Consider the following 994-nt stretch of genomic DNA (forward strand, 5'->3'; position numbering starts at 1 on the left):
CCTTCTCCCCTTGCGGGAGAAGGTGTCGCGAAGCGACGGATGAGGGGTCGCGCGGCGACCGCCTCGTCCGCGCCGCCGCGAAATCCCTCATCCGCCCTGCTTCGCAGGCCACCTTCTCCCGCAAGGGGAGAAGGGTAGATCGAGGTGACGCTCATGACCCCCATCCTTCTCTTGGGCGCCGGACGCATGGGCGGCGCGCTGATCCAGGGCTGGCGCGAGGCCGGGGCCTTCGTCGCCAGCGACCTGATCGTCCGTGATCCGAACATCGAGCCGGCCGCCGTCCGGGGCGCGATCCTCAATCCGCCGCTGGAGGCGCTGGGCGCGGCCAAGACCGTGCTGATGGCCGTGAAGCCGCAGATCTGGCGCGAGGCGGTCAAGGACGTGGTCCCGCACCTCGCCCCCGACGCCGTGATCGTCTCGATCGCCGCAGGCGTCCGCGCCGCGGATATTTCCGAAGCCTTCGGCGGCCGGCGCGTGGCGCGGGTGATGCCGACCACCGCCGTCGCCATCGGACGCGGCGCGGCCAGCCTCTATGCCGACGACCCCGAGGCCCTGGCCCGCGCCAAGGCGCTGTTCGAGCCGGTCGCGGCCGTCGCGGTGCTGCCGAACGAAGACCTCATGCACGCGGCCACCGCCGTGTCGGGCTCGGCCCCGGCCTATCTCTACGCCTTCATCGAGGCCCTGGAGGCCGCCGGCGCGGCCCAGGGGCTGGATCCCGCCCAAAGCGCCCGCCTGGCCCGCGCCACCATCATCGGCGCGGCCGCCCTGATGGAGCAGAGCGGCGAGGAGCCGGCGGAACTGCGCAAGCAAGTCACCTCGCCCGGCGGCACCACGGCGGAGGCGCTGGCCGTGCTGATGGGCGAGGGCGGCTTCGGCGACCTGCTGCCCAAGGCTCTGGCAGCGGCGGTCGCGCGATCGAAGGAGCTGGGTTCCTAAAATCCTCCCCCAGCGGGGGAGCAACCGTGTTGAGTTCAGGCGGGTCTCCAGTCGGCTT

The 994-nt window shown here is 72.3% G+C and carries 1 protein-coding gene; it reads left to right on the forward strand.

Translation table 11 applies throughout. The features are described 5' to 3' along the window. Positions 1 to 153 precede the first annotated feature (153 nt). Positions 154 to 936: a pyrroline-5-carboxylate reductase gene (proC, locus tag AX690_RS15945; RefSeq protein ID WP_066730489.1), complete on the forward strand. Its 783-nt coding sequence runs from the start codon at positions 154 to 156 to the stop codon at positions 934 to 936. Positions 937 to 994 lie beyond the last annotated feature (58 nt).

Source organism: Caulobacter sp. CCH9-E1, from assembly GCF_001556515.1.
GTDB lineage: Bacteria > Pseudomonadota > Alphaproteobacteria > Caulobacterales > Caulobacteraceae > Caulobacter.

Excerpts from the sequence above, each read along its gene's own strand:
- proC (WP_066730489.1), top strand. The coding sequence starts at position 154 with ATGACCCCCATCCTTCTCTTGGGCGCCGGACGCATGGGCGGCGCGCTG.